The sequence below is a fragment of the Ruegeria sp. BHSB196 genome, assembly GCF_059613135.1.
On record NZ_JBXWRY010000050.1, the window covers coordinates 1 to 12,355 of the forward strand.

A 12,355-nucleotide genomic window follows, 5' to 3' on the forward strand; every position below is an offset into this window, starting at 1 on the left:
ACCACGATGATGGGCGGCGTCAAGGAACTGCGGGTAAAGGAAAGCGACCGGATCGACGCCATGGCGCGGGGATTGCGCAAAAACGGCGTGCGCGTCGAGGAAGGCGAAGACTGGTGGGCCGTCGAAGGGCTGGGCATCGTACAGGTGCCCGGTGGCGGCACGTGCGAGAGTTTCCTCGACCACCGCATCGCGATGTCGTTCCTGGTGCTGGGCATGGCAGCCCGGAGTCCCGTATCCGTCGATGATGGCAGCCCCATCGCCACCTCGTTTCCGATCTTCGAGTCGCTGATGAACGGGCTTGGCGCGAAACTGGAACGGGCATGAGTTTCACGGTGGCCATTGACGGCCCGGCCGCAGCGGGCAAGGGGACGATCTCGAAAGGGGTCGCGCGGCATTTCGGCTTTGCCCATCTCGATACCGGGTTGCTGTACCGCGCCGTGGCGCGGCGTACGCTGGACGGCGATCGGCCGGTGGCCGCAGCCAAGGCGCTGACGGCGCGAGATCTTGAGCGGGAAGACCTGCGCTCGGCCGACGTGGCGCAGGAGGCTTCGCGGATTGCGGTCGATCCCGAGGTGCGCGCCGCACTGGTCGATTTCCAGCGCGCCTTTGCGCGGCGCGCAGGCGGGGCGGTGCTGGACGGGCGGGACATCGGAACGGTGATCTGTCCCGATGCCGAGGTGAAGCTCTATGTCACCGCCAGCCCCGAGGTGCGCGCCGAGCGCCGTTTCCTCGAACTCAGCCAAAAGGGGGCCGAGGTGACGCGCGCGCAGGTTCTGGCGGATGTGCGTGAACGGGACGCGCGGGATTCAGGACGGGACGCCGCCCCGATGAAACCGGCCGCCGACGCGATCGTGCTCGACACGACGGGCCTGAGCATCGACGCGGCGCTGGCGCGCGCGGTGGCTCACGTTCAGGCGAAATATCCGCTGTAAGGCTGATCGCGTTTCGGCCGCTCGCTCGACCCGAGACGGGGTGCTCACCAAGCTGTGTATCGTTTCCGGCGGCGGCCGGGCCTAGACTGCCGGAGCAGCTTCGGGAGATACGCCATGTTTCGGTTTGCCCTGGTCTTCATGAGCCTTGCCAGCATCTGTTCCGCGCAGGACGCGGAACCTCCGATGACTTATGAACAGCTGGGCCGGATCATACTGGCCCTCGATCCGGACGCCCGGCCCACGGGTCCGGGGTTCGAGTTCACGATCTCGGATGTTCCGGTCATCGTGATCACCGACGCCACCGCCGACCGGATGCGGGCGATGGTCCCGATCCGCAGCGCCGACGGAATTTCGGGCGAGGACATGCAGCGCATGATGCAGGCCAACTTCGACGCGGCGCTGGACGCAAGATATGCCATCGCGAGCGGGACGTTGTGGTCGGTCTATATTCATCCTCTGTCGCCGCTGGAAAAGGATCAGTTCATTTCCGGGCTGGCCCAGACCGTGAATGTCGCGAAAACCTACGGCACGCTTTACACTGGCGGCGCCATGCAGTTCGGCGGCGGAGACAGCAACGATCTGCAACGCGCGTTGATCGACGAACTGCTGAAGAAGGGCGAGGACCTCTGACCTATGACACCGGGCCTTCCCGCAATTTCTGCTGTTCGCCGGGTGTCGGCGTGTGATTGAAGACATAGGCGCTCCGGCAGGCCGCTTCTCCACCCAGTTCCTCGATGCGCCGCCGCTGATCGGCAAAGGCGCGCGCGTTGACCTCCTCCGGGTCGCAGATTTGGTGCAGCCGCTTCTCACCCTCGGCCAGCGCCGCCCGGATCTGCGGGTCTTCGGGATTTGCGGCGGCGAGATCGACGCATTCCTGCGGATCGGTCTGCAAGTCGAAAAGCTGCGGCGGATGGCCGACATAGTGGACATATTTCCAACGCCCCCAGCGGACCATGAAGGTGCCGGTCCTGGATCCGCCGTCGTGGTATTCGCTGAACCCGGTTCGGTCGAAGTCGTCGGGCGCATTTGCGAGCGCGCGCAAGGAAACGCCGGGTTGCCCGGCATTGTCCGCGTCGTCTGCCACGTCACAAACATCTCGCGCCGTGGCCGCGATGTCGGTCAGGTTGGTGCAGGTCCGCACCCGATGCCCGGCCGGCATCCCCGGCCCGGCCGCGATCATCGGCACGCCCGCGCTGGCCTCGTACATCACCTGCTTGGTCCAGAACCCCTGATCGCCCATCATGTCGCCGTGGTCCGACACGTAGACCACGACCGTGTTTTCCGCCTGACCGGTCCGATCCAGCACCGAAAGGACGCGCCCGACGCAATCGTCCATGAACGAGATCAGCCCGTAATAGGCGGCCTTGGCTTCGCGCATCTTCCGTTCGTCGAAATAGTCGTTGTAGTTGAAGAACGCGGCGATGTTGCGCAGTTCCGCATGGTCGGGAACGCCCTGCCCATACCCAACCGGCAGGTCCATCCGGTCCGGGTCGTAGAGCGCGAACCATTCCTCGGGGCAGGTGAGGGGATAGTGCGGGCTGACCAGCGAGACGAAGGCCGCCCAGGGCCGGTGCAGGCGCTCCGGATCGCCCAGCCAGGTTTGGGCGGCCACCGTGATGTCGCGGTCATAGTCGGTATAGGTGCTGGAGCCGACCCCCACATCCGCTGCGAGTTCGGCCGCCGACGTGTATTGCGGCGGGTCGTCGCGCAGCAGGCCCACGGCCCAGCCAACCCCGCCGACCACGTGCATCGGAAGGATCTCCTGGCTGAAACCGTTGTCATCCTCGGCCGAGCGGAAATGCAGCTTGCCGATGGAGACCACCTCGCGCCCGGAATCGCGCAACTGACGCATCCAGCTGCGGGGCGTGCCCGAATAGGGCGTGGCGCTGTCCCAGTGCCCGGTCCTGTGTACCCAGTCGCCCGTGGCCAGCGCGGCGCGGGTTGGCACGCACATGGGCGAGGGCGTGTAGGCCGACTCGAACACGGTGCCACGTGCGGCGAGAGCGTCGAGATTGGGTGTCCTGACCAGCGGATGCCCGGCACATCCCATGGCGTCCTTGCGGTGTTCGTCCGAGATGAGGACGAGGAAGTTGCTGTGGCGGGTCATGCGCGGTCTCTCCTGGCGGTTCGTGGCGGTTGTCGGAGTTGTGGCACGCGCCGCCGAGATGTGCGCGAGCATTTGCGACCTGACGACGGATTGTCGGCACGCCCCTTGCGATGCTGCGGCGAACTGGCTATAGAGCCTGCGTCGACAAGGCGATTGAAGCCAAAAACAACGAGACGAGCAGGGTCGGACAAGAACCGGCCCTCTTTGTTTTATGGCAGGATATCGGTCGTCTGACCAACCCAAGACCGGCGGAGACAACCGCTCGGCCAGAAAAATCGATGTGCAAAGGAAAACAACGCCACATGGCTAACGCAACCATGGAGGAATTCGAAGCCCTCCTGAACGAAAGCTTCGAAATGGACACGCCCGAAGAGGGCACTGTCGTCAAGGGCAAGGTCATCGCGATCGAAGCGGGCCAGGCCATCATCGATGTCGGTTACAAGATGGAAGGCCGCGTCGAACTGAAAGAATTCGCAAATCCCGGCGAAACCCCCGAAATCTCCGTCGGCGACGAGGTCGAAGTGTACCTGCGTGCCGCCGAGAATGCCCGCGGCGAAGCCGTCATCTCGCGCGAGATGGCCCGCCGCGAAGAAGCATGGGACCGCCTGGAAAAAGCCTATGCGGACGATGCCCGCGTCGAAGGCGCAATCTTTGGCCGCGTCAAGGGCGGCTTTACCGTCGATCTGGGCGGCGCGGTTGCCTTCCTGCCCGGTAGCCAGGTGGACGTGCGTCCGGTACGCGATGCCGGCCCGCTGATGGGTCTGAAGCAGCCGTTCCAGATTCTGAAGATGGACCGCCGCCGCGGCAACATCGTGGTGTCGCGCCGCGCCATCCTGGAAGAATCGCGCGCCGAACAGCGCGCCGAGGTCATCGGCAAGCTGGCCGAGGGCGATACCGTCGAGGGCGTGGTCAAGAACATCACCGAATATGGTGCGTTCGTCGATCTGGGCGGCGTTGACGGCCTGTTGCACGTCACCGACATGGCGTGGCGCCGTGTGAACCACCCCAACGAGATCCTGAACATCGGCGAGACCATCAAGGTTCAGGTCATCAAGATCAACAAGGAAACCCACCGCATCAGCCTGGGCATGAAGCAGCTGCAGGAAGATCCGTGGGATCTGGTCGGCGCCAAGTACCCTCTGGGCTCGGTCCACAAGGGCCGTGTCACCAACATCACCGACTACGGCGCCTTCGTCGAACTGGAGCCCGGTGTCGAAGGTCTGGTGCACGTCTCGGAAATGTCCTGGACCAAGAAGAACGTCCACCCTGGCAAGATCGTTTCGACCAGCCAGGAGGTCGACGTCATGGTTCTGGAGATCGACGGCGCCAAGCGCCGCGTGTCTCTGGGCCTCAAGCAGACCATGCGCAATCCGTGGGAAGTCTTTGCCGAAACCCACCCCGAGGGCACACAGGTCGAGGGCGAAGTCAAGAACATCACCGAATTCGGTCTGTTCATCGGCCTGGAAGGCGACATCGACGGCATGGTTCACTTGTCCGACCTATCCTGGGACGAGCGTGGCGAGGATGCCATCCAGAACTACCGCAAGGGCGATGTCGTTCAGGCCGTCGTTTCGGAAGTTGACGTGGAAAAAGAGCGTATCTCGCTGTCGATCAAGGCGCTGGGCGGCGACAAGTTCGCCGAGGCCGTGGGCGGCGTAAAGCGCGGCTCGGTCATCACCGTCGAAGTCACCGCGATCGAGGATGGCGGCATCGAGGTGGAATACGAGGGCATGAAGTCCTTCATCCGCCGTTCGGACCTGTCGCGCGACCGCTCCGAGCAGCGCCCCGAGCGGTTCTCGGTCGGCGACAAGGTGGATGTCCGCGTCACCAATGTGGACAGCAAATCCCGCCGTCTGGGTCTGTCGATCAAGGCGCGCGAGATCGCCGAAGAGAAGGAGGCCGTGGAACAGTACGGCTCGTCCGACTCGGGGGCTTCGCTGGGCGACATTCTGGGCGCGGCGCTGAAATCGGGCGACTGAGTTCCCGAACCAAGCGACACCAAAATCCGGCTCCGTGTTTGTCGCGCGGAGCCGTTTTTGTTGCGAATCAATGAGTTCCGATTCTGCAGGTGCAAAGCTGCGGCCGGACAGCGTATCGGCGCGAATCCCGATTCCCAAGCGGGATTTTGCCTTGAGAAGCCTGAAAATCAGGGTAATGCGCAAAGAGTCTGCGTTCCCCCGACCACGGAATTTTTCTATACTACCAACCCAATAGAAGCGAAAATCCTGTGGCCTGGGAGGGTAACCCGCATGATCCGTTCCGAACTGATCCAGAAGATCGCCGACGAGAACCCACACTTATACCAGCGGGATGTGGAGCGGATCGTGAATACCGTATTCGAGGAAGTGACCAACGCCATGGCGCGCGGAGACCGGGTGGAATTGCGCGGGTTCGGCGCCTTCTCGGTCAAGAAACGGGACGCGCGGATTGGTCGCAATCCCAGAACGGGCGAAACGGTGCATGTGGAGGAAAAGCACGTGCCGTTCTTCAAGACCGGCAAGCTGCTGCGGGACCGACTGAACGGAAAAGCCTGAACTGATGATGCGTTACATTCGCTATGCCTTTCTGGCCGCACTTGGGATCATTCTGGTTTCGGTGTCGCTGGCCAATCGCGGTCTGGTCGATCTGAAACTGATGCCCGACGATCTGGCCGATCTTCTCGGATTCAACTACTCGGTGTCGCTGCCGCTGTTTCTGGTGGTGCTGGGCGGTGTCGTTGCCGGATTGGTGATCGGGTTTGTCTGGGAATGGCTGCGGGAACACAAGCATCGCCGGCAGGCCGACGAAAAGCATCGCGAAGTCCGCAAGCTCGAGCGCGAGGTCACGAAGCTCAAGAAGCAGAAGAACGAGGGCAAGGACGAAGTGCTGGCTTTGCTGGACGAGACCGGCTAAGGGTTTTCGATGCCCGAAAACGCAAGCGTCAAGATCTGCGGTTTGACCGCGCCGGACCAAGTGCGTGCGGCGGCAGAGGCTGGCGCGCGCTATGTGGGGTTCGTGTTCTTTCCCAAATCGCCACGGCACCTGGGCGTCGAAACAGCGGCGGCACTGGCCGAACTTGTCCCGGCTGGGGTCGCCAAGGTGGCGCTGACCGTGAATGCCACGGACGACGATCTCGATCATATCCTCGCTTCGGTCCCGCTCGACATGCTGCAGCTTCACGGAAAGGAAGACGCGGGGCGCGTTTCCCAGGTGCGGGACCGTTTCGGATTGCCGGTCATGAAGGCGATCGGCATCGCCGATGCCGAAGACCTGCCGCAGATCGATCATTACGCGGAGGTGGCGGATCAGTTGCTGATCGACGCCAAGCCGCCGAAGACCGCGGATCTGCCCGGCGGGAATGGCCTGGCCTTCGACTGGCGGCTTCTTGCGGGGCGCAAATACTGGCGGCGGCCCTGGATGCTGGCGGGAGGGTTGACACCCGACAATGTCGGCGAGGCGATCCGCATGACCGGCGCACGGCAGGTCGATGTCTCGTCTGGCGTGGAAACTGCGCCGGGCCGGAAAAGCGCGGACCTGATCCGGGCGTTCATTGCCGCAACACGTTGATCTGATCGGCCTCGCCGCGCGTATCTTCTCGGAAGGAGAAGGTAAACATGCTTGCAGCGATCGGTGGTGTTTCCATTCGGCACTGGTACAATGCTCCGGAGTTCCTTTGGCGGGCATCCCGGGCCTTGCGCCAGGCGCAGTCGGACCCGGCATGCCGGCACGCCGAGGTCTTTCCCCATGATGGCAAGTATTTCTCGCTGAGCGTTTGGGAAAGCGCCGGGGCGATGCGAAACTATGCGCACACGGGCGCGCATCTCGGCGTCATGCTGGCCGCCCGGCGTTTGGCCGTGACGTATCATTTCCATCACTTTGCGTGCCACGAGATCCCCACGGCGGAACGGGCCCTGCAGCGGTGGAAAGCCAACGCGCCGGTCGCGGCATAGTGCGTTTTGGCATGGCAAATCGCGTCGTCACCCCCTAAGAACGACGGGCATGACGAGGGAGATACCCATGGCCAACGATCTGTTCAATTCCTTCATGTCCGGACCCGACGAAAAAGGCCGTTTCGGAATTTTCGGCGGACGCTTCGTCAGCGAAACGCTGATGCCGCTGATCCTGTCTCTGGAAGAGGAATACGAAAAGGCCAAGAACGATCCCACCTTCTGGGCCGAGATGGACGATCTGTGGACCCACTACGTGGGCCGCCCCTCGCCGCTCTATTTTGCCGAGCGCCTGACCGAACATCTGGGCGGCGCCAAGATCTACATGAAGCGCGACGAACTGAACCACACCGGCGCGCACAAGATCAACAACGTGCTGGGTCAGATCATCCTTGCCCGCCGCATGGGCAAGACCCGGATCATCGCGGAAACCGGAGCGGGGCAGCACGGCGTGGCCACCGCCACCGTCTGCGCCAAGTTCGGGCTCAAGTGCATCGTCTATATGGGCGCGCATGACGTTCAGCGTCAGGCCCCGAACGTGTTCCGCATGCGCTTGCTGGGGGCCGAGGTGATTCCGGTGACTTCAGGCCGCGGCACGCTGAAAGATGCGATGAATGACGCGCTGCGCGATTGGGTCACAAACGTTCGCGACACGTTCTACTGCATCGGCACCGTGGCCGGGCCGCACCCCTATCCGGCGATGGTGCGCGATTTCCAGTCGATCATCGGCAAGGAAGCCAAGGAACAGATGCAGAAGGCCGAGGGCCGCCTGCCCGACACCATCATCGCCGCCATCGGCGGTGGCTCGAACGCGATGGGGCTGTTCTATCCATTCCTCGACGATCCTTCGGTGAACATCATCGGCGTCGAAGCGGGCGGCAAGGGCGTGAACGAAAAGATGGAACATTGCGCGTCGCTGACGGGCGGGCGTCCGGGCGTGCTGCACGGCAACCGGACCTATCTGCTGCAGGACGACGACGGCCAGATTCTGGAAGGGTATTCGATCTCGGCCGGGCTCGACTATCCCGGCATCGGGCCGGAGCATTCCTGGCTGCACGAGGTGGGCCGCGCACGATATGTCTCGATCACCGACAAGGAGGCGCTGGAGGCGTTTCAGCTGTGCTGTGCGACCGAAGGAATCATTCCCGCGCTGGAACCCAGCCATGCGCTGGCGCATGTGATGAAGATCGCCCCGGACCTGCCGAAGGATCACCTGATCTGCATGAACATGTGTGGTCGCGGCGACAAGGACGTGCAGACGGTCGCCAACTATCTGGGCTTCGACATGTCCGATACCGAAGGCCGCCAAGCGACCTGACACCAGAATGCCCCGGCGCCGCCCGGGTCAGGTGATCGCTTCGGAGTGTTCGCGCAGGATGTCCAGGGGCACGATCTCAAGCGCCCGTTTGTGCGTGGCGGCGAGATTCACGCGGGGCGCGCACCCTTCGTCATGGGCCTGCATGAACCGCGCGGCGCACAGGCACCAGCGGTCCCCGGGCTTGAGGCCGGGAAAATGGAACTCGGGCCGCGGCGTACTCAGGTCGTTTCCGACATACTTGGAATAGGCCAGGAATTCGGCGGTCATGACCGCGCAGACCGTGTGGCTGCCGTGATCCTCGGCGCAGGTATTGCAGGCCCCGTCACGGAAGAACCCGGTCATCGGATCGGTCGAGCAAGCCTCGAGCCGGCCGCCGAGAACGTTGATGCTGTCATCCTTGATCATGGGCCCAGTCTACAGGCTTTGCGCGATCTTGCGGAACATTTCTATGTTGCCGGCGTTCACGCCCTGGTCGCGGAATCCGCGATCCGCGCCGGTCGTGACGATCAGAACGTCCCGGGACTGATCGAAATAGAGGTACTGACCATAGACACCGCGGGCCAGAAACTCCCCCTCATGCGCGCCGACCGGGATCCACCATTGATAGCCATAGCCGATCTTACCGGGCTCGGTCGGGGCAGTTGGGGCGGTCGAGGCCGCGATCCAGTCGGCGGGCACGACCTGTTGTCCGTCATAGGCGCCGTCCTGCAGGACCATCAGGCCGAATCGGGCGAAATCGCGGGTGGTGAAATTCAGCCCGCCCAGAACAAAGGCCACCCCTTCGCCATCGGTTATGTAGTATCCGTCCCGCTCCAGCCCCAGCGGTGCGATCACCTTTTCGGCCATCAGTTCGGTGACGCTGCGGCCGGTGGCGCCGCGGATCACCATGCCGATCACATGGGTGTCGATGGAGACGTATTGCCAGGTTTCCCCCGGCTCGGCGAACCGCTCGGTAAAACTGGCGGTGAAGTCGTCCAGGGTGCCCCCCAGCGCCACGGTGCGGCCCATTCGGTTGATGTCCGAATTCCGGTCGAAATAGTCCTCGTCGAATGTGACGCCGCTGGCCATGTTCAGCACGTTGCGGATGGTTGCCCCGTCATAGGCGGTGCCGATCAGCTTGGGGGCGTATTTGGTGACCGGATCATCGATCGAGTCGATCGCGCCCTCGGCCAGCAGGATGCCGAACAGCGCCGAGAGATAGCTTTTTGCAATCGACCAGCTGATCCGGCGGTCGTCCGGGCCGGTGTCCAGAAAATATTCCTCGAACCGAACCTTCCCGTCCTGGATCACCAGCAACGACGTGACCGCCCGATCAATGATCCAGGCGTCGGCGCCGGGAGGCAGCTCGTATTCGGCGCCGTAAAACAGCTCCGAGGTCGGCCCGTCGCCGCGGGGGATCGGGGCGGTCAGAAAGGCCGCGTCCATGTTCGAGAAGTTCTCGACGATTCTGTCCTCGGCAAACAGCGAATTGACCGCCATCAGCCGCTGGATTTCCTCGCGCTTCCAAAGCCCCACGACCACGGCCGCAAGAACCAGGGCCACCAGAATGCGGACCAGCCACCTGACGAATGTGCGCATTGCGAATCCTCCCCTTGCGACGCATAGCAATGCCAAATTCCCCACGACACAACCGGGACGTTGCGGAATGCGCCGGCGCCGCCCGCGGGCAGCACCAAACCGCCGAGCCTATCGGAACTTGTTCAGCAACCGCTGAAGCGGCGATTGCGTTTCGGGCTCGTCGGCCTCTGCGGTGGGCGCGACCGAGTCGGGCGCGTCGCTTGCGGGCTTGGCCGTGTTTGACGACCTTGGCGGGGCCGTGCGCAACGCAACCGCGTTCATGAACCTGCCGCCATCGCCCGTCGCCAGATGGGGCGCGCCGTCCGAGACCCCGCGCAACACGTCGTCCAGCCAGTCCTGGTCGGCCTTGGCGAAATCGTGCAGCACGTAACCCGAGACAAGCTCCTTGCGCCCCGGATGGCCGATGCCGAGCCTGACCCGGTCATACGCTGCGCCGATGTGGTCATGGACCGAGCGCAGGCCGTTGTGGCCGGCATGCCCGCCGCCCGCCTTGACGCGCACCTTGCCCGGCGCCAGGTCGAGCTCGTCGTGAAAGACGGTGACATCGGTCGAGTCGAGCTTGTAGAACCGCATGGCCTCGCCCACCGACTGGCCCGACCGGTTCATGAAGGTCATGGGCTTCAGCAGAATCACCTTTTCGGTGCCCAGACGCCCCTCGGCCATCTCGCCCTGGAACTTGGACCGCCACGGGCCAAAGCCATGATCCCCCGCGATCCGGTCCACGGCCATGAAGCCGATATTGTGCCGGTTGCGGGCGTATTTCGCCCCCGGATTTCCCAGTCCGACAAACAGCTTCATTCACGCGCTCCGCACATCCGTGTCCGCTGGGCCGCACTCATGCCCTGAAATGCGCGGAGATACCAGATGGTCCGTGCATTGCGGCAGTGCGTGTTGATGGGGCATTGGCGGTCGATCTGCGCCTTAGTCCGTCGGAGTCGCAGGGTTTCCGGCGAGCCACCCGCTTGCCACCGGCTGGAACGAGGCCAATGGCCGCATCGAAGCGCGGGCGTTAAAAAAAAACGACTCCTTCCCGAAAAAACAACGGGGCCCCAAAGGGCCCCGTCGGAAGCTTGCGATCGTCGCAGAAATCACTCTTCGACTTCTTCCTCTTTCTCTTCGCCGATGATTTCGACTTCCGGCGAAATCTCTTCGGCTTCTTCCTCGTCCTCGTCCGCCGCAAGGCCCGTCGGTGCCGAGATGTTCGCGATCACGAAATCGCGGTCGATGGTCGGCTTGGTGCCTTCCGGCAGCGTGACCGACGAGATGGTGACGACATCGTTGATGTTCAGGCCGGTCAGGTCGACGGTGATCTTTTCCGGAATCTCGCCGGCGGTGCACAGCAGCTCGACCTCGGGGCGCACGACGGTCAGAACGCCGCCCTTCTTGATGCCGGGCGCGTCGCTTTCGTTGACGAATTCGACCGGGATGAACAGGTTGATCTTGGTGGACCGGCGCAGGCGCATCAGGTCCAGGTGCGTGGGCAGATCCTTGACCACATCGCGCTGAACGTCGCGGCAGATCACCCGGACATCCTCGTGGCCTTCGACCTTGAGGTTGAACAGCGTCGATTTGAAACGGCCCGCCTTGAGCATCTGCAGAAGCTTGTTGAACGGGATGTTGATGGGCAGCGGGTCTTTGTCGCCACCGAATACGATGCCCGGAACCATGCCGTCGCGGCGTGCCTGACGAGCGGCGCCCTTGCCTGTCCCCGTCCGTTCCAGGGCCACGAGATCAGGAATCTCACCAGCCATGATATATCTCCAATGTTAGGGCAGGGTGCCTCCAAGGCTGTCACCCCGCATGAAGCGCAGGCCATACAGCGGAATTCCGGTTTTGAAAAGACCGATTCGCACCTCACTCGCCGGTGTTTTCAGGATTCGGGCAGGTTTTTACCGCATTGGCCGCAAATAGCCGCCCGCATCCCGGAGACGATCAAAAAGCTCGAACTCCCTGGAGCGTGCCCGGCGCAGCTGCCTTTCGACCTCGGGCGACAGCGGCGTCGGAATGAAGGGCGATACATTCCGGATCGGAAACTCGAGCGTTTCTTCGAACCGCTCGGCAAAGAACGACTGGATGCGCTCGTGCTCGTCGTAGTCGAACAGGTGATGCAGCGGCACGGTGCCGTTGCGCAGGGTCAGGAATTCGTACTGGCTGCCGATGTCGGCGAATTCCGGCTGCGGCCGTTCGATGACGCCGAGCACGAATTCGTCAAAGCTCATCTTGTTGACGTTCCGCGGATTGTCGGCATCCGTCAGACGCGACCGGTATCTGTACCAGCTCCGGATCTGCTCGATCGGGTTGCGCATGACGGCCACCCGTTCGGGCTTGGCCCCGAGAAAGCTTTCCAGAAACGGTGCGATGCGGCGGTGAAACTGCCGCGCCGTGACGTGTTTGCGGGAATTTGCGAACACGATGTCGGCGTACCGCCGAAGCGTCGCTTCGATGGCGGTCGTGCCGGTCTTGGGCACGGCGAGAAACGCGAGGTTCTGCTTCA

Annotated in this window: 15 protein-coding genes; 9 read left to right on the plus strand and 6 right to left on the minus strand. The window is 63.1% G+C overall.

Annotated features, from left to right (window positions below; genetic code table 11):
* The 3 genes from AC2FNJ_RS17760 to AC2FNJ_RS17770 all read left to right on the plus strand — a co-directional run.
* Nucleotides 1-324: carboxyvinyltransferase (locus AC2FNJ_RS17760; RefSeq protein WP_496766108.1), on the plus strand; the 324-nt coding region annotated here is incomplete at its 5' end.
* Complete coding sequence (locus AC2FNJ_RS17765; RefSeq protein WP_496766109.1) at nt 321-932, plus strand: (d)CMP kinase; 612 nt, start codon at nt 321-323, stop codon at nt 930-932. The genes AC2FNJ_RS17760 and AC2FNJ_RS17765, both read left to right, overlap by 4 nt.
* A 114-nt stretch (nt 933-1,046) precedes the next feature.
* Entirely contained in the window at nt 1,047-1,562 is a 516-nt protein-coding gene (locus AC2FNJ_RS17770) for a hypothetical protein (protein WP_496766110.1), read from the plus strand.
* A gap of 1 nt (nt 1,563) precedes the next feature.
* On the opposite strand, the gene AC2FNJ_RS17775 is transcribed toward AC2FNJ_RS17770, so the two are convergent.
* Nucleotides 1,564-3,039 (minus strand): sulfatase family protein, encoded by a 1,476-nt coding sequence (locus AC2FNJ_RS17775; protein WP_496766111.1) that lies wholly within the window; start codon nt 3,037-3,039, stop codon nt 1,564-1,566.
* A 302-nt stretch (nt 3,040-3,341) separates the two neighbouring features.
* On the opposite strand from AC2FNJ_RS17775, the gene rpsA reads away from it, so the two are divergent.
* From rpsA to trpB, 6 genes are all read left to right on the plus strand, one after another.
* Nucleotides 3,342-5,018, plus strand: a complete 1,677-nt coding sequence (gene rpsA, locus AC2FNJ_RS17780) for a 30S ribosomal protein S1 (RefSeq protein WP_496766112.1) — start codon at nt 3,342-3,344, stop codon at nt 5,016-5,018.
* A 270-nt stretch (nt 5,019-5,288) separates the two neighbouring features.
* Nucleotides 5,289-5,573 carry an integration host factor subunit beta gene (gene ihfB, locus AC2FNJ_RS17785; protein WP_496766113.1) on the plus strand — a complete coding sequence of 95 codons (285 nt, stop codon included), beginning with the start codon at nt 5,289-5,291 and terminating at the stop codon, nt 5,571-5,573.
* Between the two features lie 7 nt (nt 5,574-5,580).
* Nucleotides 5,581-5,931 carry a lipopolysaccharide assembly protein LapA domain-containing protein gene (locus AC2FNJ_RS17790; protein ID WP_496766155.1) on the plus strand — a complete coding sequence of 117 codons (351 nt, stop codon included), beginning with the start codon at nt 5,581-5,583 and terminating at the stop codon, nt 5,929-5,931.
* Nucleotides 5,932-5,940: 9 nt separating this feature from the next.
* Nucleotides 5,941-6,585: a phosphoribosylanthranilate isomerase gene (locus AC2FNJ_RS17795; RefSeq protein WP_496766115.1), complete on the plus strand. Its 645-nt coding sequence runs from the start codon at nt 5,941-5,943 to the stop codon at nt 6,583-6,585.
* Nucleotides 6,586-6,632: 47 nt separating this feature from the next.
* Nucleotides 6,633-6,968, plus strand: a complete 336-nt coding sequence (locus tag AC2FNJ_RS17800; RefSeq protein WP_496766117.1) for a DUF3291 domain-containing protein — start codon at nt 6,633-6,635, stop codon at nt 6,966-6,968.
* Between the two features lie 67 nt (nt 6,969-7,035).
* On the plus strand, nt 7,036-8,283 hold the full coding sequence (trpB, locus tag AC2FNJ_RS17805; RefSeq protein ID WP_496766119.1) for a tryptophan synthase subunit beta: 1,248 nt from the start codon (nt 7,036-7,038) through the stop codon (nt 8,281-8,283).
* Nucleotides 8,284-8,310: 27 nt separating this feature from the next.
* Here the strand turns inward: trpB and AC2FNJ_RS17810 are convergent, their stop codons facing one another.
* The 5 genes from AC2FNJ_RS17810 to AC2FNJ_RS17830 all read right to left on the minus strand — a co-directional run bounded on the left by AC2FNJ_RS17810 (nt 8,311) and on the right by AC2FNJ_RS17830 (nt 12,329).
* Entirely contained in the window at nt 8,311-8,688 is a 378-nt protein-coding gene (locus tag AC2FNJ_RS17810) for a DUF2237 family protein (RefSeq protein WP_496766121.1), read from the minus strand.
* Nucleotides 8,689-8,697: 9 nt separating this feature from the next.
* Complete coding sequence (locus AC2FNJ_RS17815) at nt 8,698-9,861, minus strand: serine hydrolase domain-containing protein (protein ID WP_496766123.1); 1,164 nt, start codon at nt 9,859-9,861, stop codon at nt 8,698-8,700.
* A 108-nt stretch (nt 9,862-9,969) separates the two neighbouring features.
* The gene (gene pth / locus AC2FNJ_RS17820; protein ID WP_496766125.1) at nt 9,970-10,659 is read right to left on the minus strand and encodes an aminoacyl-tRNA hydrolase; all 690 of its coding nucleotides are present in this window, start codon (nt 10,657-10,659) and stop codon (nt 9,970-9,972) included.
* Between the two features lie 290 nt (nt 10,660-10,949).
* A complete protein-coding gene (locus tag AC2FNJ_RS17825; RefSeq protein WP_496766126.1) occupies nt 10,950-11,612 on the minus strand; it encodes a 50S ribosomal protein L25/general stress protein Ctc in 663 nt (220 codons plus the stop codon).
* Between the two features lie 138 nt (nt 11,613-11,750).
* A complete protein-coding gene (locus tag AC2FNJ_RS17830; RefSeq protein WP_496766127.1) occupies nt 11,751-12,329 on the minus strand; it encodes a hypothetical protein in 579 nt (192 codons plus the stop codon).
* Nucleotides 12,330-12,355 lie beyond the last annotated feature (26 nt).

Excerpts from the sequence above, each read along its gene's own strand:
- AC2FNJ_RS17810 (WP_496766121.1), bottom strand. The coding sequence starts at position 8,688 with ATGATCAAGGATGACAGCATCAACGTTCTCGGCGGCCGGCTCGAGGCT.
- pth (WP_496766125.1), bottom strand. The coding sequence starts at position 10,659 with ATGAAGCTGTTTGTCGGACTGGGAAATCCGGGGGCGAAATACGCCCGC.
- trpB (WP_496766119.1), top strand. The coding sequence starts at position 7,036 with ATGGCCAACGATCTGTTCAATTCCTTCATGTCCGGACCCGACGAAAAA.
- AC2FNJ_RS17815 (WP_496766123.1), bottom strand. The coding sequence starts at position 9,861 with ATGCGCACATTCGTCAGGTGGCTGGTCCGCATTCTGGTGGCCCTGGTT.
- AC2FNJ_RS17800 (WP_496766117.1), top strand. The coding sequence starts at position 6,633 with ATGCTTGCAGCGATCGGTGGTGTTTCCATTCGGCACTGGTACAATGCT.
- AC2FNJ_RS17775 (WP_496766111.1), bottom strand. The coding sequence starts at position 3,039 with ATGACCCGCCACAGCAACTTCCTCGTCCTCATCTCGGACGAACACCGC.
- AC2FNJ_RS17825 (WP_496766126.1), bottom strand. The coding sequence starts at position 11,612 with ATGGCTGGTGAGATTCCTGATCTCGTGGCCCTGGAACGGACGGGGACA.
- AC2FNJ_RS17770 (WP_496766110.1), top strand. The coding sequence starts at position 1,047 with ATGTTTCGGTTTGCCCTGGTCTTCATGAGCCTTGCCAGCATCTGTTCC.
- rpsA (WP_496766112.1), top strand. The coding sequence starts at position 3,342 with ATGGCTAACGCAACCATGGAGGAATTCGAAGCCCTCCTGAACGAAAGC.
- AC2FNJ_RS17795 (WP_496766115.1), top strand. The coding sequence starts at position 5,941 with ATGCCCGAAAACGCAAGCGTCAAGATCTGCGGTTTGACCGCGCCGGAC.
- ihfB (WP_496766113.1), top strand. The coding sequence starts at position 5,289 with ATGATCCGTTCCGAACTGATCCAGAAGATCGCCGACGAGAACCCACAC.
- AC2FNJ_RS17765 (WP_496766109.1), top strand. The coding sequence starts at position 321 with ATGAGTTTCACGGTGGCCATTGACGGCCCGGCCGCAGCGGGCAAGGGG.
- AC2FNJ_RS17790 (WP_496766155.1), top strand. The coding sequence starts at position 5,581 with ATGCGTTACATTCGCTATGCCTTTCTGGCCGCACTTGGGATCATTCTG.